This window comes from Streptomyces sp. NPDC085944 (assembly GCF_040686295.1).
In the GTDB taxonomy this organism is placed as follows: domain Bacteria; phylum Actinomycetota; class Actinomycetes; order Streptomycetales; family Streptomycetaceae; genus Streptomyces; species Streptomyces salinarius.
This window is the reverse complement of the sequence record NZ_JBFBJX010000004.1, coordinates 279,043-301,857: the sequence shown is the minus strand read 5'-3', so window position 1 is coordinate 301,857 and position 22,815 is coordinate 279,043. Positions and strand designations below refer to the sequence as shown.

Sequence of the window (22,815 nt, the reverse complement as noted above, 5' to 3'; positions counted from 1 at the left end):
CTCCTCCTCGGCGGCTGCGGCTCAGGATAGCGGCAGCCACCGGGCGGAAGAGCGCGTACTCGCAGTGGGGAACGTGCAGGTGCGTGGCCGGGTCGGGCCGCCCGGCGGCCGGCACCGGGTCAGTGCTCGTGCTGGTGTTCCTGCGCGGGTGCCTCGGCCTCCGGCGCTCCGCTCTTCGCGGCCGTCCCGCCGTGGTCGTGCGGCTCGTACCCGGGGATCGTGCCGTCCGGCTTCTTCACCAGGAAGAGGCCCACCATGCCCATGTCGGAGTGGCTCTGCACGTGGCAGTGGTACATCCACGCCCCGGCGCCCACCCCCTCCCCCGCGATGATCTGGAAGCCGAAGGAGTCCGCCGGGCCGGTGATCTTGTTGTCGATGACGCGGGACGGGTCGTCGGGCCCGGTGAGGATGCCCGTGCGGTTGTCCGCCCAGCGGTGACCGTGCATGTGGAAGGTGTGGTAGTACTCGCCGTGCGTGATCATGACGATCTCGACGCGGTCGCCCACGGTGGCCTCGAAGTCGGGACCGGTGTGCGGGGCGCGGTTGTTGATGGTCATGTCGTTGAAGACGATCGTGTGCGTGGCGTCCGGCAGCACGTCGCCCTTGCGGCGCACGACCACCGGGCCGTAGAGGCCCTTGCGGATGCCGCCGGTGCCGTGTTCGGTGCCGACCACGTGGTCGTGGTAGTGCCAGTAGCCCGCGCTGCCCGGCCGCCAGGTGCCGTCGCTGCGGCGTCCGGGTTTGTGGGTGCGCCAGGTGTAGGTGCGGGTGCCGCCGGGCTCGACGTCGCTCTTGTTCATCGCGGTGCCGTCGCTGGAGATCTCGTAGTCCAGGCCGTGGACGTGCAGACTGGCCCGCACGTCCATGGTGTTGGTGAACTCGATGTGCAGCGTGTCGCCCTCGTTGAGCTCGATCAGCGGGCCGGGGACGGACGCCTTGCCCTTCTCGAAGCCGTAGCCCATCTGCCCGTCGGGCAGCTTCTCGGCGTACATCTTGAGGTGTCTCACCTCGCCGCCGGCCGGCGCCGTCGGCGCGGTGATCCCCTTGGCCGCGGGCGGGGCGCCCGCCGCCTCCGGGGCGATGGACAACGATGTCGCCGCGGCCGCGCCGCCCAGCAGTACCCGTCGGTTGAAGCCTCGCCTGTCCATGCCCAACTCCCCACGCCGATACGGAATGTGCGCGCACCCAGGACCTGATTGGCCGTGACGAACCTGTGGGACCGTACCGGTTGCCGCCGTGTTTATCCACACTCAGGACAAAGTTCGTTCGATCCCGGTCATACCTATTGGCGAACCGCGCAAAGAGGTCTAGCTTCCTTGGCGCTGCTGCCGTGACCGAGGAGGTGCCCATGCCCTTGAGAGGGTTGAGCGCGAGAAGAAGAGGCTGGGCGGCGTGCGCCACCGCCGCTTTCGTCGCCGCGGGACTGCTGGCCGGCCCTGCCGCCAGCGCACGTCCGGCTCCGGACCCATCCCTGACAACGATGTCGATCAAGTCGCCTCCGGGCGGCGCCAACGTACGGGTGCTGATCTTCTACGGTTCCGCCGCGGCCGGGGACGAGTCTCCGGTCGTGAACGCCGGGATCGCGGCCATCGAGCGGATCGGGCTCTCCGGCCCGGCCAAGGAGCGCTTCAAGGTCGAGGCCACGGACAACGCCGGTGTCTTCACCAACGGGAAGAAGCTCGGCCGGTTCAACGCGGTCGTGTTCCTGACCGGCGGCGGCGATGTCCTGACCCCTGCCCAGGAGGCGGGCCTGGAAGCCTACATGGAGGCCGGGGGCGGGTTCCTCGGCGTCCACGACGCGGCCCGCGCGGAGCCGTACTCGGACTGGTTCACGGGTCTGGTCGGCGCGCGTCCGGCCGCCGACAGCCCGACGAAGGTCCAGCGGGCCACGGTCGAGGTCGGTGACCGGCGGCATCCGGCCACCAAGGACCTGCCGATGCAGTGGAAGCGCCCCGACCAGTGGCTGAACTGGAAGGAGAACCCGTCCGGCGAGGTGCACACCGTGGCCCGGGTGCGCGAGTCCACGTACGCGCCCGGCGCGAGCGCCAACGGCTGGGACCACCCGGTCAGCTGGTGCCGCGACTACGACGGCGGCCGGTCCTTCTACACCGGCATGGGCGGCACGGTGTCGTCGTACGACGAGACCGACTTCCGCAGCCATCTGCGCGGCGCCCTGATGTGGACGACCCGGCTGTCGCAGGCCGACTGCAAGGCGACCATCGACGCCAACTACAAGGCCGAGCGGCTCACCGAGCCCAACCAGCCCGGCCAGAACGACCAGATCGGCGAACCGCACGGCCTGGTCACCGCCCCCGACGGCCGCGTCTTCTACATCGGCCGCGGCGGCGCGGACTCCTCCCACCCCGTGGTGACCGACTGGAACGACCCGGACGTCGGCAAGGGCACGGGAGAGATCCACGTCTGGGACCCGAAGACCGGCAAGGTCACCCTCGCCGGTGAGCTGACCGTCTTCGGCAACAAGGGCGGCGGCGACGAGCTGACCAAGGTCGAGGAGGGCCTGCTCGGCATCGAACTGGACCCGAGGTTCGCGGAGAACGGGTGGGTGTACCTGCACTACACCCCGCACTCCGAGATCAACCGGGACACGCACATGGCCGAGCGCCGGGTCTCCCGCTTCACCCTCGACCCGGCCACCGACAAACTGGACATGGGCAGCGAGAAGGTGCTGCTCACGTGGCCGGTGCAGATCCACAGCTGCTGCCACGCGGGCGGCGGGATGGCCTGGGACTCCAAGGGGAACCTGTACATCGCCACCGGTGACAACAACTCCAGCGGTTTCAGCGGCGGTTACTCCGGCAACAACCCGGAGCCCGACTTCAAGGGCGTGTCCTTCGCCGACGCGCGCCGCACCGCCGGCAACACCAACAACCTCAACGGCAAGATCCTGCGCATCCACCCGGAGCCGGACGGGACGTACACGCTCCCGGAGGGCAACCTCTTCACCGGCAAGGAGACCGCCGAGGGCGGCGGCAAGACGCGCGGCGAGATCTACGTGATGGGTGTGCGCAACCCGGCGCGCATCTCCGTCGACAAGAAGACCGACACCCTGTACGCCGGCTGGGTCGGCCCGGACGCGGGCGCCCCGTCGCCGACGTGGGGTCCGGCCAAGTACGACACGTTCGCCGCGATCACCGAGGCGGGCAACCGGGGCTGGCCGTACTGCATGGGCAACAAGCAGCCGTACCGGGACCGGAACCTGCCGGACCCGTCGAAGCCGCTGGGCTGGTACGACTGCGACCACCCGAAGAACGAGTCGCCGAACAACGACGGCCTGGTCAACCTGCCGCCGGTCACCGGCAACAACATCTGGTACTCGCCGCAGGGCGGCGGCCCCGACTACCCGCGCGACGAGAACGGCGTCCCGTCGTACAAGGAGGACGAGGCCACGTACAAGCTGCCCTGGCTCAAGGGCGGCGGCCAGGCCGCGATGAACGGCCCGGTCTACCGCTACGACGCCGCCAGCACCAGTGACACCAAGTGGCCCGCGTACTGGGACGGCAAGTGGTTCGTCGGCGACTTCTACGACGCCGACCAGCCGCGCAACGCGGTGCTGATGGACCCGAAGACGCAGGGCGACGGCGGTCTGCCGGTGCACTCGGAGTCCCTGAAGAAGATCGTGCCGGTCGGCAACGACGGCATCAAGAACCTGATGGGCTGGAAGTTCGGCCCGGACGGCGCGCTGTACGTCCTCGACTACGGCCGCGGCTTCTTCACCTCGGACTCCAAGTCGGCGCTGTGGAGGGTCACCTACGAGGGCGGCGGGCCGACCCCGGCCGCCAACCAGCTGGCGAGGGGGTCCGAGTGATACGCCAACGAAGAATGTGGGCCGCGCTGTTGGCCGGCCTGCTGATGGTGCTCGGTCTGCAGACGACGTCCGCCTCCGGACAGCCCGCGGCGGCGCCCGCCGCGGCCGCCGCCGACCAGGTGCTGACCTGGACCGCGGGCGACGACATCACCAAGTACACGTCGGCGCCCGAGACGGCGGTGGCCGGTCCGGCCACGATCGTCTTCGAGAACAGTGAGGCCACCGGCAACACCACGGGCATGCCGCACACGCTGACGTTCGTGACCAGCGATCCCGAGTACAACCAGGACGTGCAGCTGAACATCCTGGCCAACCCGTTCGACGACCAGGGCGGCAGGCACACCGCCGAGGTCACCCTCACCCCCGGCACGTACATGTACCACTGCACGATCCCGGGCCACGGCCAGATGACGGGCGTGCTCGTGGTGACCGAGGGCGGCGGTGGCGAGGACACCACGGCGCCGGCGACCTCGGCCGAGGTGGGCGGCACGCAGAACGCCGACGGCGCGTACGTCGGCTCCGCGACCGTGACGCTCGCCGCCACGGACGAGGGCGGTTCCGGCGTCGAGCGGATCGAGTACGCGATCGGTGCCGACGGCGCCTGGCAGCCGTACACCACGCCGGTCGTCGTCGACCAGGTCGGCGAACACACGGTGCGCTACCGGGCGTTCGACAAGGCGGGCAACGCCGCCGCGGAGAAGAGCGTCACGTTCGCCGTGGCCGCGCCGGACACCGACGACACGACCGCGCCGGAGACATCGGCGACGGTCAGCGGTGAGAAGAACGCGGACGGCGCGTACATCGACATGGCGACGGTGACCGTCACCGCCTCCGACACCGGTTCCGGCGTCAACACCATCGAGTACGCGGTCGGCGACGGCGCCTGGACGGCATACACGGCGCCGGTCATGGTGCACGAGGTCGGCGAGCACACGGTGCGCTACCGGGCCACCGACAAGGCGGGCAACGTCGCGGCGGAGAAGAGCGTCGCCTTCACCGTGGCCGCCGCTCCCCCGCAGGACACCACCCCGCCGGTGACCGGCGCGACCGTGGACGGCACCAAGGACTCCGACGGCGCCTACGTCGGCAGCGCGAAGGTGACCGTGAGCGCCGCGGACGAGGGCGGTTCCGGCGTCGCCGCAGTGGAGTACTCGCTGGACGCGGGGCCCTACCTGGCGTACACCGACCCGGTGGTCGTGGACCGGGTGGGCCGGCACACCGTGGCGTACCGGGCGAGCGACAAGGCGGGCAACACCTCCGAGCCGCTGACCGTGAGCTTCACGGTGGTGGCGGGACAGGTGCCGCCGCCGCCCTGCCCGGAGTACGACGAACGCCAGACGGTGATCGTCGGCACGGTCGACTCGGGTGTGCCGAACCGGGTCACCGACAACCGGTGCCGGATCGGCGAGATGATCGAGGACGAGAAGGAGTGGACGTCCCAGGCGCTCTTCCTCAAGCACGTCCGTGAGGTGCTGGACGGCCTCCTGGACGAGGGCGTCGTCGACAAGCGGGAGTACCGGGCGATCAACAAGGCCGCCCGCCAGTCGAAGATCGGCAAGCCCGGTCAGACCGAGGGCTACCGCAAGATCCTCGACGGCAGCCAGGAGTCCTTCGCCAAGTGGGAGCAGGTGGGCGGCGGTTCGTTCGCGCTGAACGCGGACGGGTCGATCACGTCCAGCACCAGCACGCCCGGCATGGGCATGCTGTGGTTCCCCGAGCGCAAGTACGGGGACTTCTCGCTGAAGCTCCAGTGGCGTGACGACGCGGCCGGCACGGCGAACACCAACGGCGGCGTCTTCGTGCGCTTCCCGCAGGTGCACGACCACCCGGAGGAGTCGCGGCCGGAGTGGGTCGCCATCAAGTACGGGCACGAGATCCAGGTGTTCGACAGCCCGACCGGCGACATGTACAAGACCGGCTCCGTCTACGGCTTCGACCGGGTCGGCCTGGCCGGCGCGGGCGTGACGGAGAAGGGGACCTGGAACGACTACGAGATCCGCGTGGTGGACCAGCACTTCTCGGTCTACCGCAACGGCGTGCTGATCAACGAGTTCGACAATTTCGGCGGCCAGACCTTCTACCCCGAGCGCTCGGACGACCCGGGCACGGACGGACGTCGGTTCGCGGCCGGCTACATCGGACTGCAGGTGCACAGCACGTCGGACGTCGTCTCGTACCGCGACGTCCGGATCAAGGACCTGTAGGAACAGGGAAGTCGGGCTCAGTCCGGGTCGGGAGTCCTCTTCCTGGCCCGGCTGGGCTGGACCCGGCTCGGCTCGCCCGGCATCTTCGGATACTCGGGCGGGTACGGCAGATCGCCGAGCCCGTGGTCGTGCTCGTCCTTCGTCGCCAGTTCCAGCAGCGCGTCGAGGGAATACCTCGTGTCGTCCATGCCCGCGTGCACGTCGCCGAGTTCGGCGAAGCGCGCGGGCATGGTCGTGATGTCGAAGTCCCGCGGGTGCGCGACGCCCACCTCGTTCCAGGTCAGCGGTGCGGAGACCGGCGCACCGGGGCGGGGGCGCACGGAGTAGGCGGAGGCGATGGTGCGGTCGCGGGCGGTCTGGTTGTAGTCGATGAAGATGCGCTCGCCGCGCTCCTCCTTCCACCACTTGATGGTGACGCGGTCCGGCATCCGGCGTTCCATCTCCCGGCCGACGGCGATCGCGGCGCGCCGCACCTGGGTGAAGGTCCAGCGCGGCTCGATCGGCACGAAGACGTGGATGCCGCGCCCGCCGGAGGTCTTGGGCCAGCCGCGCAGTCCGCCGAACTCCTCCAGCACGGCGCGCAGCTCGTGGGCCGCGCGGGCGGCGTCGTCGTAGTCGGTGCCGGGCTGCGGGTCGAGGTCGATGCGCAGTTCGTCGGGGTGGTCGACGTCGTCGCGGCGCACCGGCCAGGGGTGGAAGGTGAGGGTGCCGTACTGGGCGGCCCACAGCACGGCCGCCTCCTCGGTGGGGCACATCTCGTCGGCGCTGCGCCCGCTGGGGAAGGTGATGTGCGCGGTCGGGATCCAGTCGGGCATGCCCTTGGGCGCGCGCTTCTGGTAGAACCACTCGCCGGTGACGCCGTCGGGGTAGCGCTGGAGGGTGGTGGGCCGCTCGCGCAGGGCGCGCAGGATGCCGGGGGCGACGGCCTGGTAGTACCGGGCCACGTCGAGCTTGGTGTACCCGTGCTCCGGGAAGAACACCTTCCCCGGGCTGGACAGCCGCACGGTCCGGCCGCCCGACTCCAGTTCCACCGCTTCCGCCATGCGAGCCACGGTAGGCGCAGCACGGGAGCTTCGCATATCAGGCCATCGCGGGCGAGGCGTACAGCAGGCGGGCGCGGGCGGGCGCGTACAGAATCGGACCATGGACCTCCCCGTCATGCCGCCCGTGAAGCCGATGCTCGCCAAGTCCGTGGCGAAGATCCCGCCGGGCATGCAGTACGAGGCCAAGTGGGACGGGTTTCGGGCCGTCGTGTTTCGCGACGGGGACGAGGTGGAGCTGGGGAGCCGGACGGGCAAGCCGTTGACCAGGTACTTCCCGGAGCTGGTGGCGGCGGTGCGGGAGCGGTTGCCCGAGCGGTGCGTGGTGGACGGGGAGATCGTGATCGCGCGGGGCGGGCATCTCGACTTCGACGCGCTGACCGAGCGGATCCATCCGGCGGACTCCCGGGTGCGGACCCTGGCGGAGCGCACGCCGGCCTCGCTGGTCGCCTTCGACCTGCTGGCGCTGGACGACGAGTCCCTGCTCGACGTGGGGCTGGCCGACCGGCGGGCGCTGCTGGTGCGGGCGCTGGGCGGGGTGACGCCGCCGGTGCACGTGGCACCGGCGACGGACGACATCGAGGTGGCCCGGCAGTGGTTCGAGCAGTACGAGGGCGCGGGGCTCGACGGGGTCGTCGCCAAGCCGCTCGACCTGCGCTACCGGCAGGACGAGCGGGCCATGTTCAAGATCAAGCACGAGCGCACGGCGGACGTCGTGGTCGCCGGTTACCGCCTCCACAAGAGCGGACCCGTGGTCGGCTCCCTGCTGCTCGGCCTGTACGACGACCGGGGCGCGCTCCAGCATGTGGGGGTGTGCGCGGCCTTCACCATGAAGCGCCGGGCGGAGCTGGTGGCCGAGCTGGAGCCGCTGCGCATGGACGACGCCGCCGGCCATCCGTGGGCGAAGTGGGCCGAGGAGACCGCCCACGAGTCGGCGCGGCTGCCCGGCGCCCCGAGCCGCTGGTCCGGGAAGAAGGACCTGTCCTGGGTGCCGCTGCGCCCCGAGCGCGTCGCCGAAGTGGCGTACGACCACATGGAGAACGGGGCGCGCTTCCGGCACACGGCCCGCTTCCGCCGCTGGCGCCCGGACCGGACCCCCGAGAGCTGCACCTACGCGCAGCTGGAGGAGCCGGTCCGCCACGACCTGGCGGAGATCCTGGGCGGGGCCTGAGCCGCGGGGGCCTGAGCGGCGGCGTCGAGCCGCGGGCGCTACGGCTTCATCAGGACCTTGACCGCGCCGTCCCGCTTCTTCTGGAACATCTCGTACGCCTGCGGCGCCTGGGACAGCGGCACGTGGTGGGTGGCGAAGCCGTCGACGCCGAGGGGGTCCTCGTCGGTCAGGAACGGGACGATCTCGTCGCTCCAGCGGCGTACGTTGGCCTGGCCCATGCGCAACTGGATCTGCTTGTCGAACATGGTGAGCATCGGCATCGGATCGGCCATGCCGCCGTACACGCCGGACAGCGAGATGGTGCCGCCGCGGCGCACCAGGTCGATCGCCGTGTAGAGCGCGGCGAGCCGGTCGATGCTGAACCGCTCGGCCAGCGGGCCGCCGATGGCCCGGGGCATCACCGCCGCGGTCTGCTGGACCAGCTTGGCCACGGCGCCGCCGTGCGCCTCGGTGCCGACCGCGTCGACCACGGCGTCGGGGCCGCGGCCGCCCGTGCGGTCCTGGATCGCGGCGACGAGTTCCTTCTCGTTGTCGAAGGACCGCAGATCGAACGTCTCCACGCCCCGGGCGCGGGCCCGCTCGAGCCGCTCCGGCACGAGGTCGACGCCGAACACCTTGTCGACACCCTTGAGCCGGGCGATCCGGCACGCCATGTCGCCGATCGGGCCGAGGCCCAGCACGGCGAGGCTGCCGCCCTGCGGTACGGCCGCGTACTCGACCGCCTGCCAGGCGGTGGGCAGAACGTCGGAGAGGTAGACGAAACGGTCGTCGGCCGGACCCTCGGGCACCTTGATCGGGCCGAACTGGGCCTGCGGCACGCGCAGGTACTCGGCCTGGCCGCCGGGGATCGCGCCGTACAGGCGGGTGTAGCCGAACAGCGGGGCGCCCATGCCCTCGCCGGTGACCTGGGTGGTCTCGCACTGGGTCGGCAGCCCGGTGTCGCACATGTAGCAGTGTCCGCACGCGATCTGGAACGGCACCACGACCCGGTCGCCGGGCTTCAGGTTGGTCACCTCCGGGCCGACTTCCTCGACGATGCCCATCGGCTCGTGGCCGAGGATGTCGCCCGGTGTCATGAACGGCGTGAGCACCTCGTACAGGTGCAGGTCGGAGCCGCACAGCCCGGACGAGGTGACGCGGATGACGGCGTCCGTCGGCTCCTGAATCCTCGGGTCGGGCACCTCCTCCACCCGCACGTCCCGCTTGCCCTGCCACGTCACTGCCTTCATCGCCCGCGCTCCCTCCGTCGCCGTGCGCGTCGGTTCTGCGTGGCGGCCGGGTACCCCGGGGCTCCCGGCACCGAACCCGGCGGTCTTATCGGCCGAACAGCGGATTATCTGCCCCGTTCCGTGTGCCGTATCGGATTCAGTCAGCTATGGCACTAAATGCTTCAAGAAGCGCACAATCAATGACACGGGATGGGTGGACGGATGACCGGATCGCGAAGAGGGACCCACAGGGGACGCTGCGCCGCCCTGCTGACGGCAGCGGTGGCGGTCTCGCTGACGGCGGGCTGCACGGCGGGGCCCGGCACGAAGGACGACGGGCGGGCGTCGCACGCGCCGCGACCGGAGCGGTCTCACAGCGCGGCCCCCGCGTCCGGACCCGTGCTCGCCGTGAAGATCGACAACGTGCGCGCGGCCCGCCCCCAGACGGGGCTGGCGGACGCGGACGTCGTCTACGCCGAGCCGGTGGAGGCCGGACTGAGCCGCCTCATGGCGATCTACGCCACCAAGCTGCCCGAGTCGGTGGGGCCGGTGCGCAGCGCCCGCGAGTCCGACCTGGAACTGCTCGGCCAGTTCGACCAGCCGGTGCTGGCGTTCTCCGGTGCGCAGAGCAAGCTGCTGCCGCTCATCGACAAGGCGCCGCTGCGCGCGGAGCCCGCGGACGAGGACTCCGCGGCCTACCTGCGCGACCCGAACCGGCAGGCTCCGCACAACCTCTACCTGCGACCGGACGAACTGCTCCGCAAGCCGTCGGGTGCCGCGGCCCTCACCACCGGTTTCACCTACGGCAAGGCGCCCGCGGGCGGGCGGACGGAGTCCTCGCACACGGTCCGCTACCCCTCGGCGAGCTTCACCTTCACCTGGTCCGACAGCCGGGACCGGTGGCTGGTCGCCATGGACGGCAGCCCGGCCCGCACGACCGACGGCGGCCGGCCGGCCCCGGCCACGGTCGTCGTGCAGCACGTGACGGTGCGGGAGTCGGCCTTCCGCGACTTCCGCGGCAGCAACTCGCCCTACGTCGAGTCGGTGGGCTCGGGCCATGCGGAGGTGCTGCGCGACGGGCGCGCCTACGACGCGACCTGGAAGCGCGGGGCGGCCGAGGACGGCACGACCTTCACCACCGAGGACGGCAAGCCGCTGAACTTCGCCGAGGGCCAGGTCTGGGTGGTCTTCGCGGGCCAGTCCTGAGCTGCGGGTTCCGTGCTCCCCAGTCCCTGATCCGCAAGCCGCTGATCCGCGAGTCCCTGATGCGCAGGTCCCCGGTCAGCCCGGTGCCGTCGTCGGCTCGGCCGGGTTGCGGAGCCCTTCCGCGGCGTCCGCGACCCGGCGCAGGAGGTCGACGAAGACCGCCTGCTCTCCGGGGGCGAGCGGGGCGAGGAAGACCTGGTTCATGCGCGCGATGCGCACACCCAGCCTGCGGTGGACACGCTGCCCCTCCTCGGTGAGCCGGAGCAGGGACCGGCGGCCGTCCTGCGGATCGCGCACCTTGTCGAGCAGCCCGCGTCGGCCGAGCCGGCTGACCACCTCCGCGATGGTGGACCGGTCCAGCCCCACCCGCTCGCCCACGGTGCGCTGGTCCAGGCCCGGCTCGGCGACCAGGGCGTTGAGGACCGCGTACTGCGGCGAGGTGGTCTCCTCGGAGACCATCGTGTTCCACAGCAGGTAGTGCGCCTGCTGCAGCCGCCTGGCCAGGTGGCCGGGGTGGGTGGTCAGATCGACCGCTGCCATGCGCGCACTCCCGTGGTGACTTTCGTTGGTGCACTGACGATACACGGAACGAACAGTGCCCACCCGGAAGCACTCCTTACGATCTACCTCGTGTTTTGTGGGCCTTGACGCCCCGACCGTCCGATGGCAGCGTGTGGAAAACCTCGCTGAAATACTCAGTGCCCTGACTATCCACTCCCGGGGCGCGCGGCAGAGATGGGGCTTCTCGGATGGACAAGGTGGTGGCCACGGCCGGTGAGGCGGTGGCCGACGTGCCCGACGGCGCGTCGCTCGCGGTGGGCGGTTTCGGGCTGAGCGGTGTGCCGAACGTGCTGATCCAGGCGCTGCACGAGCGCGGGACCGGCCGACTGTCGGTGGTCTCCAACAACTGCGGGGCGATGGACTCCGGGCTGGCCGTCCTGCTGGCCGCCGGACGCATCGCCCGCGTGACCGGGTCCTACATCGGCGCGAACAAGGAGTTCGCGCGCCAGTACCTGGGCGGGGAGCTGGAGGTGGAGATGATCCCGCAGGGCACCCTGGCCGAGCGGCTGCGGGCCGGCGGCGCCGGCATCCCCGCCTTCTACACCCCCGCCGGGGTCGGCACCCAGGTCGCCGACGGCGGGCTGCCGTGGCGGTACGACGGGTCGGGCGGGGTCGCGCTGGCCTCACCGCCGAAGGAGGTCCGCGAGTTCGACGGGACGGAGTACGTCCTGGAGCGCGGCATCCGCACCGACTTCGCGCTGGTCCGCGCGGCGAAGGGCGACCGGCACGGCAACCTGGTCTTCGCCAAGTCGTCCCGGAACTTCAACCCGCTGGCCGCGATGGCCGGCCGGGTGACGATCGCCGAGGTGGAGGAGCTGGTCGAGCCCGGCGGGATCGACCCGGACGCGGTGCACCTGCCGGGGATCTTCGTCCAGCGGGTGGTGGCGCTCACCCGCGAGCAGGCCGGCGACAAGAAGATGGAGCGGCGTACTATTTCCGCGCCCCCGGCGCGAGGAACGGTGACTTCCTGATGCCCTGGACGCGTGAACAGATGGCCGCGCGGGCCGCGCTGGAACTGGCGGACGGCCAGTACGTCAACCTCGGCATCGGCCTGCCCACCCTGATCCCGAACCACCTCCCCGAGGGCGTCGAGGTCACCCTGGAGTCCGAGAACGGCATCCTGGGCACCGGCCGGTATCCGACCGAGGCCGAGGTGGACCCCGACCTGATCAACGCGGGCAAGGAGACGGTCACGGTCCGCCCGGGCGCCGCCTTCTTCGACTCGGCCCTGTCCTTCGGCATGATCCGAGGCGGGCACATCGACGTGGCGGTGCTCGGCGCGATGCAGGTCTCCGCCACCGGCGACCTCGCGAACTGGGCGATCCCGGGGAAGATGATCACCGGGATCGGCGGCGCGATGGACCTCGTCCACGGCGCCCGCACGGTCATCGTGGTCATGACGCACACCGCCAAGGACGGCTCCCCCAAGATCCTCCAGGAGTGCGCGCTGCCGCTCACCGGCAAGGCCTGTGTGAACCGTGTCATCACCGACCTCGGCGTCCTCGACGTCAGCGACGACGGTCTGGTCCTGGTCGAGACCGCGCCGGACGTGGACGTCGACGAGGTCGTCACCAAGACCGATGCCAAGCTCGTCGTCGCGAAGAGCGCGGAGGGACCGAAGTGAAGGACGTCTACATCGTCGACGCGGTGCGCACCCCGTTCGGCAAGTACAGCGGAGGCCTGGCGGGCGTACGCCCGGACGACCTGGCCGCGCACGCGATCCGTCGACTCCTCGCCCGTACGCCCGGCCTGGACCCGTCCCGGATCGACGACGTGTACGTCGGCAACGCCAACGGCGCCGGCGAGGAGAACCGCAACGTCGCCCGCATGGCCGCGCTGCTGGCCGGTCTGCCCACCACCGTCCCCGGCGTCACCGTGAACCGGCTGTGCGCGTCCGGCCTGGAGGCGGTGATCCAGGCCGCCCGCGCCATCGCGGTCGGCGACGCGTCGGTCGCGCTCGCGGGCGGTGTCGAGTCGATGACCCGGGCACCGTACGTGCTGCCCAAGTCGGACCGGCCCTTCCCCGCCGGGCACACCGAGATGTACTCCACCACCCTGGGCTGGCGCATGGTCAACCCGGCGATGGACCCGCAGTGGACGATCCCGCTCGGCGAGTCGGCGGAGCTGATCGCCGACAAGCACGGGATCACCCGCGAGCAGCAGGACGAGTACGCCCTCGCCTCCCACCACAAGGCCGCCCGCGCCCGGGCCGACGGCCTCTTCGACGCCGAGCTGGCGCCCGTCCCGGTGCCGCGCCGCAAGGGCGACCCGGTCGACTTCGCCGCCGACGAGTGCGTACGCCCGGACGCGTCCCTGGAGGCGATGGCCAAGCTCCGGCCGTCCTTCCGGAAGGCGAGCGAAGCGAGATGGGGGTCCCCCCGGCCGGAGGCTGGGGGAGGCACGGTGACCGCCGGGAACGCCTCGCCGCTCAACGACGGTGCCGCGGCGCTGCTCCTGGTCGACGAGGAGGGCCTGCGGGCCACCGGGCGGGAGCCGCTGGCCCGGGTCTCGGCGACCGGCGTATCGGCGACCGATCCGCAGTACTTCGGACTCGCCCCCGTCGAGGCCGTGAACCGCGCGCTGGCCAAGGCCGGCCGGAGCTTCGCCGACCTGGACGTGCTCGAACTCAACGAGGCGTTCGCCGCCCAGGTGCTCGGCTGTGTCGCCGAGTGGCCGGAGTTCGACCCCGCGGTCCTCAACCCGCAGGGCGGCGCCATCGCCCTCGGCCACCCGCTCGGCGCCTCGGGCGCCCGCCTCGCCGGCACCGTCGCCCACCAGCTCGCCCGCAAGGGAAGCGGCACCGGCATCGCCACCCTCTGCATCGGCGTCGGCCAGGGCCTCGCCCTGGTCCTCGACCGCTAGTCACCCACGGGATCCCCCATGACTCTCACCCAGCACGACATCGACGCGGAGATCGCGGCCGAGCACGCCGCGTACGAGAAGCGGGTCGCCGACGGCGCACCCGTCGAGCACCACCCGCGCCGCGACTACGCCCCGTACCGCTCCTCGGTGCTGCGTCACCCGAAGCAGCCGCCGATCGCCGTCGACGTCACCAAGGACCCGGAGCTGGTGGAGCTGGCCTCCCCCGCCTTCGGCGAGCGGGACATCACCGAGATCGACAACGACCTGACCCGGCAGCACACCGGGGAGCCGGTCGGCGAGCGCATCACCGTCTTTGGCCGGCTCCTCGACCGGCACGGCAGGCCGGTGCGCGGGCAGCTCGTGGAGATCTGGCAGGCCAACTCGGCGGGGCGCTACGCCCACCAGCGCGAGCAGCACGACGCGCCGCTGGACCCGAACTTCACCGGCGTCGGCCGCACCCTCTCCGACGCCGACGGCTGCTACCGCTTCACCACGGTGCAGCCCGGTCCCTACCCGTGGCGCAACCACGTCAATGCCTGGCGCCCCGCGCACATCCACTTCTCCGTGTTCGGCTCGGCGTTCACCCAGCGCCTGGTCACGCAGATGTACTTCCCGAACGACCCGCTGTTCCCCTACGACCCGATCCTGCAGTCGGTGACGGACGACGCGGCGCGGCAGCGGCTGATCGCGACGTACGACCACAGCCTGTCGGTGCCGGAGTTCTCGCTCGGCTACCACTGGGACATCGTGCTCGACGGCCCGAACGCCACCTGGATCGAAGAAGGACGCTGACCCGCCATGACGAAGATCGACACCAGCAGCCCCGAGCAGGTGCTGCCCACACCGTCGCACACGGTCGGCCCCTTCTACGGGTACGCGCTGCCCTTCCGCGGCGGCGAGGACATCGCGCCCGCCGGGCACCCGGACACGGTCACGGTGCACGGGTACGTCTACGACGGCGAGGGCAACCCGCTGCCGGACGCCCTGCTGGAGCTGTGGGGGCCGGACAGCGAGGGCAAGGTGCCGACCGCCGACGGCTCGATGCGGCGCGACCCGGCCTCCGGCGGCTTCCTGGGCCGCAACGGCGTGGAGTTCACCGGGTTCGGGCGCATACAGACCGACGCGAACGGCCACTGGTACGCGCGGACGCTGCGGCCGGGGGCGCGTGGGCGGAGCGCGCCGTACCTGAGCGTGTGCGTGTTCGCGCGCGGGCTGCTCGTGCACCTGTTCACCCGGATCTATCTGCCGGGCGACGAGACGGCGCTGGCCGCCGACCCGCTGCTGAGCCAGGTGCCGGCCGGGCGCCGCGACACGCTGATCGCGGCGGACGAGGGCCACGGGACGTACCGTTTCGACATCCGCCTTCAGGGCGAGGGCGAGACGGTCTTCCTGGAGTTCCGGTGACACCACCTGCCGAACCCGCCGACACTGACGCCGGCACGAGCCTGCTCGCCCCCGGGTGGGCCGGCTCGCCGGCCGCGTCCGCGACCGGGGAGGGCGCGTATCTGCGGGCCCTGCTCGACGCGGAGGCGGCACTGTCCCGCGCCCAGTCCGCCCTCGGGCTGGTCCCGGCCGAGGCCGCGGACGCGGTGAGCGCGGCCGCGGCCGACCCCGGCGCCTTCGACGCGCGCTCCCTGGCCGAGCGGGCGAGGGACGGCGGGAACCCGGTCATCCCCCTGGTGGCCGACCTGACGAAGGCGGTCGGCGAGCGGTACGGACCGTATGTGCACCGGGGCGCGACCAGCCAGGACATCCTGGACACGGCGACGATGCTGGTCGCCGCCCGCACCCTGGACCTGCTGCTGCCCGACCTCGCCCGGACGGAACGGGCGCTGGCCCGGCTGGCCGCCGAGCACCGGGACACTCCGATGCCGGGCCGGACCCTCACGCAGCACGCCGTGCCGACGTCCTTCGGCCTGAAGGCGGCCGGATGGCGTGTGCTGGTGCTGGACGCACGGGACCGGATCACGGCGGTGCGCGACGCGCTGCCCGCCCAACTCGGCGGTGCGGCAGGCACCCTGGCCGCCTTCGAGGCGTACGGCGCGACGGACCCGGTCGGTCTCCCGGCGGCGTACGCGGATGAACTGGGCCTGCGGGAACCGCTGTTGCCCTGGCACACGCTGCGCACTCCGGTCGCCGACCTGGCCGGCGTCCTCGCCTTCACCGCCGGAGCGCTCGGGAAGGTCGGCGTGGACGTGCTCACCCTGTCCCGCACCGAGATCGGCGAGGTCGCCGAGGGCAGCGCAGGCGGCTCGTCCGCGATGCCGCACAAGGCCAATCCGGTGCGCTCCACGCTGATCGCGGCGGCCGCCCGGCGCGCGCCGCAGCTCGCGGCCACGCTGTACGGCTCACTGGCCGCGGAGGACGAGCGTCCGGCCGGGGCCTGGCACGCCGAGTGGGAGCCGCTGCGGGACCTGCTGCGGCTGACCGGCGGCGCCGCCCGTGACGCCGCCGAGCTGACCGAGGGGCTGCGGGTGCGTCCGGACGTGATGCGCGCCCACCTCGGTCTCACGCACGGGCTGATCGTGTCGGAGCGGCTCTCGGCCGAACTGGCGCCGGTGCTCGGACGGGCCCGCGCCAAGGAGCTGCTCACCGAGTTGGCCGCGCGTACGTACGCAGAGGACCGGTCTCTGGGAGAACTGCTGGCCGAGGTACCGGGGTTGCGGGGCCTCGAGCTGGCCGCCCGGACCGACCCCGACCGTTACACGGGTGCCGCCGGCGCCCTCACCGATCGTGCACTGGAGCGACGTTGACGACCCTGCTCAACCACCTGTCCGAAGGCCCCGACTCCGCTCCCCCGCTGCTGCTCGGGCCCTCGCTGGGCACCTCGTACGCGCTGTGGGACACGGTGGCGCCCGAGCTGTCCGTCGGCCACCGGGTGATCCGCTGGGACCTGCCGGGCCACGGGGGTTCGCCGGCGGACCTGATCGGGGCCGGCGCCACCGTCGGGGACCTGGCCGAGCTGGTGCTCGCGCTGGCCGACTCGCTCGGCGTGGAGCGGTTCGCCCACGCCGGGGTCTCCCTGGGCGGCGCGGTGGGCCTGCACCTGGCCGTGCACCACCCCGAGCGGGTGTCCTCGCTGGCGGTCGTCTGCTCGTCGGCGCACTTCGGCGGCGCCGAGGCGTGGCAGGAGCGGGCCGCGCGGGTGCGCGAGGAGGGACTGGCACGGCTCGCGGAGAGCGCGGACGCGCGGTGGTTCACCCCGGGGTTCACGGTGCCGCGGCTGGTCCGGGACCACCGGGAGGCCGACCCGGGCGCGTACGCCGCCTGTTGCGACGCGCTGGCCGCCTTCGACCTGCGGGACCGGGTCGGGGAGATTTCCGCGCCGACGCTGCTGATCGCCGGGCGCGAGGACCCGGCCACGCCGCCCGCGCACCTGCGGGAGCTGGCCGACGCGGTCCCCGGCTCGACGCTGACCGAGATCCCGGGTGCGTCGCATCTGGCGCCGGCCGAGCGGCCGGAGGCGGTGCTCGCGGCGCTGCGGGCCCACTTCGGCGGCGGGGCAGAGCGGGGCATGGCGGTGCGGCGCGAGGTGCTGGGCGACGCGCACGTGGACCGGGCGCAGGGACGGCAGACGCCGTTCACCGCCCGCTTCCAGGACTTCATCTCCCGCTACGCGTGGGGCGAGATCTGGACCGACGAGACGCTGTCGCGCCGTGAGCGCAGCATGGTCACGCTGACGGCACTGGTCGCGCACGGCCACTACGAGGAGCTGGCCATGCACGTGCGGGCGGCGCGGCGCAACGGGCTGACGGCGGACGAGATCGGTGCGGTGCTGCTCCAGACGGCGGTGTACTGCGGTGTCCCCGCCGCGAACTCGGCGTTCGCGACGGCCCAGCGGGTGCTGGCCGAGGAGGCGGACGACACCGGGCGGTGAAACCCCTCGGCGTGCCGAGGCGGGTCCTCAGCCCCCGTGTCCCGCCGCCAGAGCCTCACGGGCGCGGGCCACGAGTCCGTCGGCGCCGCACGAGTCGGCCAGCGCCAGACCCCGGTTCAGCTCGGCGGCCGAGCGGGCGGCGATGCCGTACTCCACGCGGGCGGCGGCGTGCTCGTACTGGCAGGGCGAGGCCTCCAGGTAGGTGACGGCCTGGGCGGCCAGCCGGACCGCGCGCTGGCCGGTCTCCAGGGCGGCGGCGCAGCGCAGGGCCTCTCCTATCGCCGTGTCCGTGCCGAAGCGCTCGGCCTGGCGGCGGGCGTCGGTGGCCAGCCGGGCGGCGCGGCCGGGGTCCTCGCCGGCCAGCGCCCGGGCCAGTTCGGTCGCCCAGGGGACGACCACCGGGTTGTGCCGGCCACGGGCGGCCGCCGCCTTCTCGGCGGCCTCCAGTTCGTTGACGCCCTCCTCGGTGCGGCCGGTGGCGAGCAGCAGACGGGCGCGCACCGGGCGCGGGTCGGGCAGCACGATTGTCGACGGGTACGGCGGTGCGAAGCCGTACTGCTCGGCGACGGTCCGGGCCTCCTCGACATGGCCGCGGGCGAGCAGGGTGTCGACCAGGTTGCAGGTCGCCGACCAGTACAGCGGCAGCCCCCGGCCCACGCGTTCGGCGATGCGCAGGGAGGCGCGCAGGGACTGCTCGGCCTCCCTGAGGCGGCCCCTCCTGCGGTGGCCGAGGCCGACGTAGGCGTGCGCGAGGGCGAGGTGGCCACCGCTCCAGCCGGCGCTTTCGTAGGCACGCAGGGCCTCCGTGAACAGGGCTTCGGCGCGGTCGAGCCGGTCGGTGTAGGCGTAGGAACTGGCCAGCATCATGGGCAGTTCCAGGCCCCACTCGGTGTCGGTCCAGCCGAGCCCGGGGGCGAGGCGGCCGTTGACGAGGGCGCGGTCGCACAGCTCGACGACCTCTTCGGCACTCTCGCCGTGGGTCATGGCGTCGAAGCCGCGCAGGATCAGCAGGGCCCGCTCGGCGTTGTCGCGGCCGGTGCAGCCGGCGGCGAGTTCGGCCAGGCGGGCGGAGCGGTGGGGCGAGGAGGTCTCGCCCGCGTGGATGCCCTCCCACATGTACTGGGCGGCCTGGAGCCGCAGCCGCGCGGACGGGTCGGGATTGCGGGCGGCCTCCGCCTCGACGGTGCGGACGGCCTCCTCCAGCTGGTCGTTGTGGAGCAGGGCCTGGGAGAGCCGGAAGACGGCGTCGACGCGCTGATCGCCGTCGAGCCCCGGCATGGCGAGCGCGGTGCGCAGGTGGCCGATGGTGGTGGCGGGCGCGGTGAGGAGCGTGGCGCAGCCCAGTTCGAACAGCACGCGTGCATGGGAGGCGGGCAACGGCGGTTCCTGCAGGGCGCGTTCGAGGCAGCGGCGGGCCGCGTCGGGGGCTCCGACGGCGAGGTGTTCCCGGGCGGCCTCGCGCAGCTGGGCCACGACCTCCTGGTCGTCGTCGGGGTGCACCTTGAGCAGATGGCGGGAGGCGGCCGCGGCGCCGAGTCCGGAGTCGGTGACCAGCTGGGCCGCTATGCCGTGCATCGCGGTGCGCAGGGCGTCGGGAATGGAGTTGTAGACGGCGGTGGCGATCAGCGGGTGGACGAACTCCAGCTCGTCCACGCCCGGTTGTCCGGCGGCGTCCGGTACGGACAGGATCCGTGCGCCGCGCAGCAGCTCGGCGCAGCGGGCGGCGTCGGCGCGGTCGAGAGTGGCGAGCCTGGCCACCATGTCGACGGTGATGCCGCCGCCGAGGATGGCCGCGGCCCAGGCGAACCGGGTGGAGTCGACGCCGAGTTGCTCCAGGCGGGCGACGAGGCCGCCGCCGCGGGCCGAGCGGTTCAGATCACGCAGTTCGGCGGCTTCCGCCTCGACGGGTTGCAGTTCGCTGTCCTGGACCTTGGCGAGGAGTTCGACGGTCTCGTAGGGGTTGCCGCCGGTGACGGCCCACACCTCGCGGCAGAACGCGGCCTCGGCGTGCTCGCCCAGGGTGGCGCGGGTGAGTCCGGCCGTCGCGTCCGGGGTGAGGGCGTTGAGCGGGCCGAGGGGCCGGCCCATGGCACCGGCCGCCTCCAGGTGGCGGGCGTTGTCACCGCTGACGTCGCCGGGGCGGCGGGCGACGACGACCAGGACGGAGGTCTCGTCGAGCCGTTCGGCGAGCGCGGCGAGCCAGCGCAGGGTCTCCTGGTCGGCCCAGTGGGCGTCGTCGATCATCAGCACCAGCGGCCACTCACGGCGGGCGAGCCGGCGCACGGCGGCGACGAGGCCGTCGCACACGCCCTGCGGATCGGCCTGCCGCTCACCGGGGTCCGCTATGCCGAGGGCGGGGCCGGCGATGTCGTACCAGTCGCCGAGGTACTCGCGGGCCTCCTCGGGGAGCATGGACACCAGGGCGGGCTGGAGGAGTTGGCGCACCACGTTGAAGGGGACGGACCTGAGGGTCTCGCCGCCGCGCGCCGACCAGACGGTGCAGCCCCGGGCCTCGGCGATGCGGCGGGTCTCCGCGAGCAGCGCCGTCTTGCCCACCCCGGCCTCGCCGCGGGCCTCCAGCAGGGTGCCGGGGGACGAGCGGTCCGCGCCCAGGGTGTCCACCGCGCGTGTGATGGTGGCGATCTCCTCGTCGCGCTCCCAGAGGGCGGCCGAGGCGGTGCCCGCCCGCCGTACCTCCGTCATCCCGCTACCTCCCCGAGTCGCCCGAATGACGTACAGAGCCTGAGCCTAGCCCCCGGATCGCGCAAGTGGTGGGTGCTCCGCCGACCAGTTGCCGTGACGGGTGACATGCGGTAAAGCGTGAACGACGCGGCGGGCCCGTCATCTGCGGCGGTGCGGCCGGGCACCCGTCAACCCCTCGCGGCACGCGATGCCGTACCGGCCGGTCCGGTGGTACGGGTGGGCCTCTCATCCGGCTTTCACCGACGCCTCATACGGTGGGCACATGACGCAGGCGACTCCTCCCGGGTGGTACCCCGACCCCGGACAGAAGAATGACGGTCCCGCCACCGAGCGCTGGTGGGACGGCACGGCGTGGACCGACCAGGTGCGCCCGGCGGGGGCGGCCGCCGCGTGGACTCCGCCCGCCCAGCCGCCGGGGCAACCGCCGTTCCACCCGCCGGTGCAGAACGCCGCGCCCGGGCCGTATCCCGTGCACCCGGGGTATGCGGGCTTTCCGGTCCAGCCGCCGCCGTCGGCGCGACGGCGGCGGCTGCGTACCGGCATAGCCGTCGCGACGGCCGTGGCGGTGCTGGCCGGTATCGGGGTCGGCGTGTACGTGCTGACCGACGACGGGTCGGGCGGCGACAGCGCGGCCGGCGCGCAGCGGGACCGGCCGGGTTCCGGCGACCGGAACGACCCCTTCGGCGACTCGGGCGGCGGCAACGGCGACAAGGACGGCGGCGAGGACGGCCCGCGGCCCTCGCCCTCGTCCCCGGGCTCCTCGGAGCCGCCCGAGGTCGACAGCGGCTCGGTGACGGACCCGATGAGCGGGATCAGCCTGCCCATTCCGGACGGCTGGTACGGGCAGGAGCTGAAGATCGGCGCGCAGATCACGTCGGACGACTCCTACAAGTGCCCCGGCGACACCTCGAAGTCCTGCACCAAGGGCGGCGCGTACTCGGCTCCGGCGAGGCTGCTGCAGTCCGAGGGCGACACCGCCGAGGAGGTCGCGAAGGCCGACATCGCGGCGAACGCCGAGCAGTCCTACGGCAAGGACTCCTACGGCAAGATCACCTCGCACGACGAGCTGGCCTCCAAGGCGGTCACGGTCGCCGGGCAGAAGGGCTACCTGGTCCGCTGGAAGGTGGTCACCGCCAAGGGCTCCGACGGTTTCGTCGAGTCGCTGGCGTTCCCCTCGCCCGCCCGGCCCTCGCAGATCGTCCTCGTGCGTTTCGGTGTCGACGTCGACCAGAAGGAGACGGTCATCGACGAGATCACCAAGGGCATCGAGCTGGACACCTCCGGCGGCGGGGGCGGCAGCGGCCAGGACGTGTGACTCTGCGGCCCGCGGCCCCGTCCGAGGCCGCGGGCCGCCGCAAAGCCGTCGGCCGGGCGGGGCGCCCTTCCGCTCAAAGGGTGCCCCGCCCGGCCGGGGGTGCGCGCCGCCCCCGTCCCCACGGTGCGGCGCGGGCAGGTCACCGTCCAGTCATCCCGTGGACGGCGACCTGGGTCTTCAGGGCAGGCCGAGCGCCGGCAGCACGACGGCCTCCACGAACCGGACGAGGTACGCCGCGTCGGCCTGCTTGCCCTCCAGGACGGGACGCATCCGCAGCATGCCGAAGAGCTGCGCGGGCACGTACTCCAGCGCCGGATGGCCGGCCGGGACCTCTCCCCGGGCCACGCCGCGCGCGAGGATCGCCCGGAGCTCGGCGATCTCCGGCTCGACGAGCGCCTCGCGCAGCGCGCACTTGAGCTCCGGGTCCTCCATGACCGCGTGGCCGAGCGCCTGGAGCAGCCCGGTGTCCTTGCCCGCGCCCTCGCCCGCGGCGGCGGCCGCCCGGCGCAGGTCCTCGGCGAGCGACCCGGTGTCGATGCCGGCGAAGCGCACCCGGCTGTTGGAGCGCAGGGCGGCGGCCACGAACTGGGGCTTGGTCTTCCACTGCCGGTAGAGCGTGGACTTGCTGCACCGGGTGCTGGCGGCGATGCCCTCCATGGTCACGGCGTCGTAGCCGCAGGAGCGGAGCTGGTCGAGCACGGCGTCGAAGAACTCCTGCTCACGCTCCGGCGTGATCTTGGAGCGGCGCGGGGTGCCGGCCGCTTCCGGCCGGTCGGCGTCCTGCGACGTCATCGACTCCACTCCTTCCCGCTTCCGGTGTGTCGTTCGTCTATCGATACGCC

At 72.5% G+C, this 22,815-nt stretch carries 18 protein-coding genes; 12 read left to right on the top strand and 6 right to left on the bottom strand.

Annotated elements, in window-relative coordinates; translation table 11 throughout:
* Positions 1-119: 119 nt before the first annotated feature.
* Complete coding sequence (locus AB0P07_RS09970) at positions 120-1,148, bottom strand: multicopper oxidase domain-containing protein (RefSeq protein ID WP_365547680.1); 1,029 nt, start codon at positions 1,146-1,148, stop codon at positions 120-122.
* Between the two features lie 332 nt (positions 1,149-1,480).
* Between AB0P07_RS09970 and AB0P07_RS09965 the strand changes: the two genes are divergently transcribed.
* Both AB0P07_RS09965 and AB0P07_RS09960 read left to right on the top strand, forming a co-directional pair.
* Positions 1,481-3,826 carry a ThuA domain-containing protein gene (locus tag AB0P07_RS09965; protein ID WP_365547677.1) on the top strand — a complete coding sequence of 782 codons (2,346 nt, stop codon included), beginning with the start codon at positions 1,481-1,483 and terminating at the stop codon, positions 3,824-3,826.
* A 14-nt stretch (positions 3,827-3,840) separates the two neighbouring features.
* Positions 3,841-6,030, top strand: coding sequence for a family 16 glycoside hydrolase (locus AB0P07_RS09960; RefSeq protein WP_365547674.1), 2,190 nt, complete (start codon positions 3,841-3,843; stop codon positions 6,028-6,030).
* Between the two features lie 17 nt (positions 6,031-6,047).
* On the opposite strand, the gene ligD is transcribed toward AB0P07_RS09960, so the two are convergent.
* Positions 6,048-7,073: a non-homologous end-joining DNA ligase gene (ligD, locus tag AB0P07_RS09955; RefSeq protein WP_365547671.1), complete on the bottom strand. Its 1,026-nt coding sequence runs from the start codon at positions 7,071-7,073 to the stop codon at positions 6,048-6,050.
* A gap of 100 nt (positions 7,074-7,173) precedes the next feature.
* Between ligD and AB0P07_RS09950 the strand changes: the two genes are divergently transcribed.
* Entirely contained in the window at positions 7,174-8,241 is a 1,068-nt protein-coding gene (locus AB0P07_RS09950; protein ID WP_365547668.1) for an ATP-dependent DNA ligase, read from the top strand.
* Between the two features lie 38 nt (positions 8,242-8,279).
* On the opposite strand, the gene AB0P07_RS09945 is transcribed toward AB0P07_RS09950, so the two are convergent.
* Complete coding sequence (locus AB0P07_RS09945; RefSeq protein WP_365547665.1) at positions 8,280-9,470, bottom strand: zinc-dependent alcohol dehydrogenase; 1,191 nt, start codon at positions 9,468-9,470, stop codon at positions 8,280-8,282.
* A 201-nt stretch (positions 9,471-9,671) separates the two neighbouring features.
* Between AB0P07_RS09945 and AB0P07_RS09940 the strand changes: the two genes are divergently transcribed.
* A complete protein-coding gene (locus AB0P07_RS09940) occupies positions 9,672-10,655 on the top strand; it encodes a DUF3048 domain-containing protein (RefSeq protein WP_365547662.1) in 984 nt (327 codons plus the stop codon).
* A 75-nt stretch (positions 10,656-10,730) separates the two neighbouring features.
* Here AB0P07_RS09940 and AB0P07_RS09935 read toward each other — a convergent pair whose 3' ends face one another.
* Entirely contained in the window at positions 10,731-11,195 is a 465-nt protein-coding gene (locus AB0P07_RS09935; RefSeq protein WP_365547660.1) for a MarR family transcriptional regulator, read from the bottom strand.
* 209 nt (positions 11,196-11,404) lie between these two features.
* Here AB0P07_RS09935 and AB0P07_RS09930 point away from each other — a divergent pair, with 209 nt between their 5' ends.
* Genes AB0P07_RS09930 through pcaD form a run of 7 tightly spaced genes read left to right on the top strand, consistent with a single transcriptional unit; the run spans position 11,405 to position 17,955 of the window.
* Positions 11,405-12,187, top strand: coding sequence for a CoA transferase subunit A (locus tag AB0P07_RS09930; RefSeq protein ID WP_365547657.1), 783 nt, complete (start codon positions 11,405-11,407; stop codon positions 12,185-12,187).
* The gene (locus AB0P07_RS09925; protein ID WP_365547655.1) at positions 12,187-12,840 is read left to right on the top strand and encodes a CoA transferase subunit B; all 654 of its coding nucleotides are present in this window, start codon (positions 12,187-12,189) and stop codon (positions 12,838-12,840) included. The genes AB0P07_RS09930 and AB0P07_RS09925 overlap by 1 nt, the downstream gene beginning before the upstream one ends.
* Positions 12,837-14,078: a thiolase family protein gene (locus tag AB0P07_RS09920; RefSeq protein WP_365547652.1), complete on the top strand. Its 1,242-nt coding sequence runs from the start codon at positions 12,837-12,839 to the stop codon at positions 14,076-14,078. The genes AB0P07_RS09925 and AB0P07_RS09920 overlap by 4 nt, the downstream gene beginning before the upstream one ends.
* Positions 14,079-14,096: 18 nt before the next feature.
* On the top strand, positions 14,097-14,870 hold the full coding sequence (gene pcaH, locus AB0P07_RS09915; protein WP_365547649.1) for a protocatechuate 3,4-dioxygenase subunit beta: 774 nt from the start codon (positions 14,097-14,099) through the stop codon (positions 14,868-14,870).
* A 6-nt stretch (positions 14,871-14,876) separates the two neighbouring features.
* Positions 14,877-15,482 carry a protocatechuate 3,4-dioxygenase subunit alpha gene (gene pcaG / locus AB0P07_RS09910; protein ID WP_365547646.1) on the top strand — a complete coding sequence of 202 codons (606 nt, stop codon included), beginning with the start codon at positions 14,877-14,879 and terminating at the stop codon, positions 15,480-15,482.
* Positions 15,479-16,831 (top strand): 3-carboxy-cis,cis-muconate cycloisomerase, encoded by a 1,353-nt coding sequence (gene pcaB / locus AB0P07_RS09905; RefSeq protein WP_365547643.1) that lies wholly within the window; start codon positions 15,479-15,481, stop codon positions 16,829-16,831. Before pcaG ends, pcaB begins: the two co-directional genes overlap by 4 nt.
* Complete coding sequence (pcaD, locus tag AB0P07_RS09900) at positions 16,828-17,955, top strand: 3-oxoadipate enol-lactonase (protein WP_365547640.1); 1,128 nt, start codon at positions 16,828-16,830, stop codon at positions 17,953-17,955. The genes pcaB and pcaD overlap by 4 nt, the downstream gene beginning before the upstream one ends.
* 27 nt (positions 17,956-17,982) lie before the next feature.
* Here the strand turns inward: pcaD and AB0P07_RS09895 are convergent, their stop codons facing one another.
* Positions 17,983-20,658: an AAA family ATPase gene (locus AB0P07_RS09895; RefSeq protein ID WP_365547637.1), complete on the bottom strand. Its 2,676-nt coding sequence runs from the start codon at positions 20,656-20,658 to the stop codon at positions 17,983-17,985.
* A 262-nt stretch (positions 20,659-20,920) separates the two neighbouring features.
* Between AB0P07_RS09895 and AB0P07_RS09890 the strand changes: the two genes are divergently transcribed.
* A complete protein-coding gene (locus AB0P07_RS09890; protein ID WP_365547634.1) occupies positions 20,921-21,973 on the top strand; it encodes a DUF2510 domain-containing protein in 1,053 nt (350 codons plus the stop codon).
* 177 nt (positions 21,974-22,150) lie between these two features.
* Here AB0P07_RS09890 and AB0P07_RS09885 read toward each other — a convergent pair whose 3' ends face one another.
* Positions 22,151-22,765, bottom strand: coding sequence for a TetR/AcrR family transcriptional regulator C-terminal ligand-binding domain-containing protein (locus AB0P07_RS09885; RefSeq protein ID WP_365547632.1), 615 nt, complete (start codon positions 22,763-22,765; stop codon positions 22,151-22,153).
* Between the last annotated feature and the right edge of the window lie 50 nt (positions 22,766-22,815).

Excerpts from the sequence above, each read along its gene's own strand:
- AB0P07_RS09970 (WP_365547680.1), bottom strand. The coding sequence starts at position 1,148 with ATGGACAGGCGAGGCTTCAACCGACGGGTACTGCTGGGCGGCGCGGCC.
- AB0P07_RS09965 (WP_365547677.1), top strand. The coding sequence starts at position 1,481 with ATGTCGATCAAGTCGCCTCCGGGCGGCGCCAACGTACGGGTGCTGATC.
- AB0P07_RS09960 (WP_365547674.1), top strand. The coding sequence starts at position 3,841 with ATGTGGGCCGCGCTGTTGGCCGGCCTGCTGATGGTGCTCGGTCTGCAG.
- ligD (WP_365547671.1), bottom strand. The coding sequence starts at position 7,073 with ATGGCGGAAGCGGTGGAACTGGAGTCGGGCGGCCGGACCGTGCGGCTG.
- AB0P07_RS09950 (WP_365547668.1), top strand. The coding sequence starts at position 7,174 with ATGGACCTCCCCGTCATGCCGCCCGTGAAGCCGATGCTCGCCAAGTCC.
- AB0P07_RS09945 (WP_365547665.1), bottom strand. The coding sequence starts at position 9,470 with ATGAAGGCAGTGACGTGGCAGGGCAAGCGGGACGTGCGGGTGGAGGAG.
- AB0P07_RS09940 (WP_365547662.1), top strand. The coding sequence starts at position 9,672 with ATGACCGGATCGCGAAGAGGGACCCACAGGGGACGCTGCGCCGCCCTG.
- AB0P07_RS09935 (WP_365547660.1), bottom strand. The coding sequence starts at position 11,195 with ATGGCAGCGGTCGATCTGACCACCCACCCCGGCCACCTGGCCAGGCGG.
- AB0P07_RS09930 (WP_365547657.1), top strand. The coding sequence starts at position 11,405 with ATGGACAAGGTGGTGGCCACGGCCGGTGAGGCGGTGGCCGACGTGCCC.
- AB0P07_RS09925 (WP_365547655.1), top strand. The coding sequence starts at position 12,187 with ATGCCCTGGACGCGTGAACAGATGGCCGCGCGGGCCGCGCTGGAACTG.
- pcaH (WP_365547649.1), top strand. The coding sequence starts at position 14,097 with ATGACTCTCACCCAGCACGACATCGACGCGGAGATCGCGGCCGAGCAC.
- pcaG (WP_365547646.1), top strand. The coding sequence starts at position 14,877 with ATGACGAAGATCGACACCAGCAGCCCCGAGCAGGTGCTGCCCACACCG.
- AB0P07_RS09895 (WP_365547637.1), bottom strand. The coding sequence starts at position 20,658 with ATGACGGAGGTACGGCGGGCGGGCACCGCCTCGGCCGCCCTCTGGGAG.
- AB0P07_RS09890 (WP_365547634.1), top strand. The coding sequence starts at position 20,921 with ATGACGCAGGCGACTCCTCCCGGGTGGTACCCCGACCCCGGACAGAAG.
- AB0P07_RS09885 (WP_365547632.1), bottom strand. The coding sequence starts at position 22,765 with ATGACGTCGCAGGACGCCGACCGGCCGGAAGCGGCCGGCACCCCGCGC.